Raw genomic sequence first — 738 nt, forward strand, 5'->3', positions numbered from 1 at the left:
CACGCGGCCGCCCCCGCGGCCGCCGCGGCGCCCCGCAGCGCCAGCGCCCGGCCGACGTCGTCGCGGCCCGGTGCGGGCGCACCCCGCAGGTCGGCGACCGTCCAGGCCAGCCGCAGCACCCGGTCCACCCCGCGCAGCGTGAGGGCGCCGCGCTCCAGCGCGCGCTCCAGGTCGGCGGTGACGGGTGCGGGCAGGCGCAGCGCACCGCGCAGCAGCGGGCCGCGCAGCTCGCCGTTGGTGCGCAGGCCGTGCGGTGCCAGCCGCCGGGCGGCGACCTCGCGGGCGGCGGCGACGCGGTCCGCCACGAGGGCGGTGCTCTCCCCCGCGCCCGTCCCGGCCACGTCGGCGCGGGTGACGGCCCGCACGTGCACCTGCACGTCGACCCGGTCCAGCAGCGGACCGGACAGCTTGGCCGCGTAGCGCCGGCGCGCCTGGGGGCTGCAGGTGCACTCCAGCCCCCTGCCGACGGCCCGCCCGCAGGGGCACGGGTTGGCGGCCAGCACGAGCTGGAACCTCGCGGGGTAGCGCGCGGTGCCCCGGGCCCGGTGCAGGACCAGCTCCCCGTGCTCCAGCGGCTGGCGCAGGGCCTCGAGCACGCGGGTCTCGAACTCCGGCGCCTCGTCGAGGAACAGCACGCCGCGGTGGGCGCGGGAGACCGCCCCCGGGCGGGGCACCCCGCTGCCGCCGCCGACGACCGAGGCGACCGAGGCGGTGTGGTGGGGGTCCTCGTAGGGCGGG

1 protein-coding gene is annotated in these 738 nt (G+C 81.2%); it reads right to left on the reverse strand.

Annotated elements, in window-relative coordinates; all coding sequences use genetic code 11:
- On the reverse strand, nucleotides 1-738 hold a 738-nt coding region (locus GTQ99_RS23735), incomplete at both ends, for an ATP-binding protein (protein WP_166618085.1).

This window comes from Kineococcus vitellinus, from assembly GCF_009906315.1.
Taxonomy (GTDB): Bacteria; Actinomycetota; Actinomycetes; order Actinomycetales; family Kineococcaceae; genus Kineococcus; species Kineococcus vitellinus.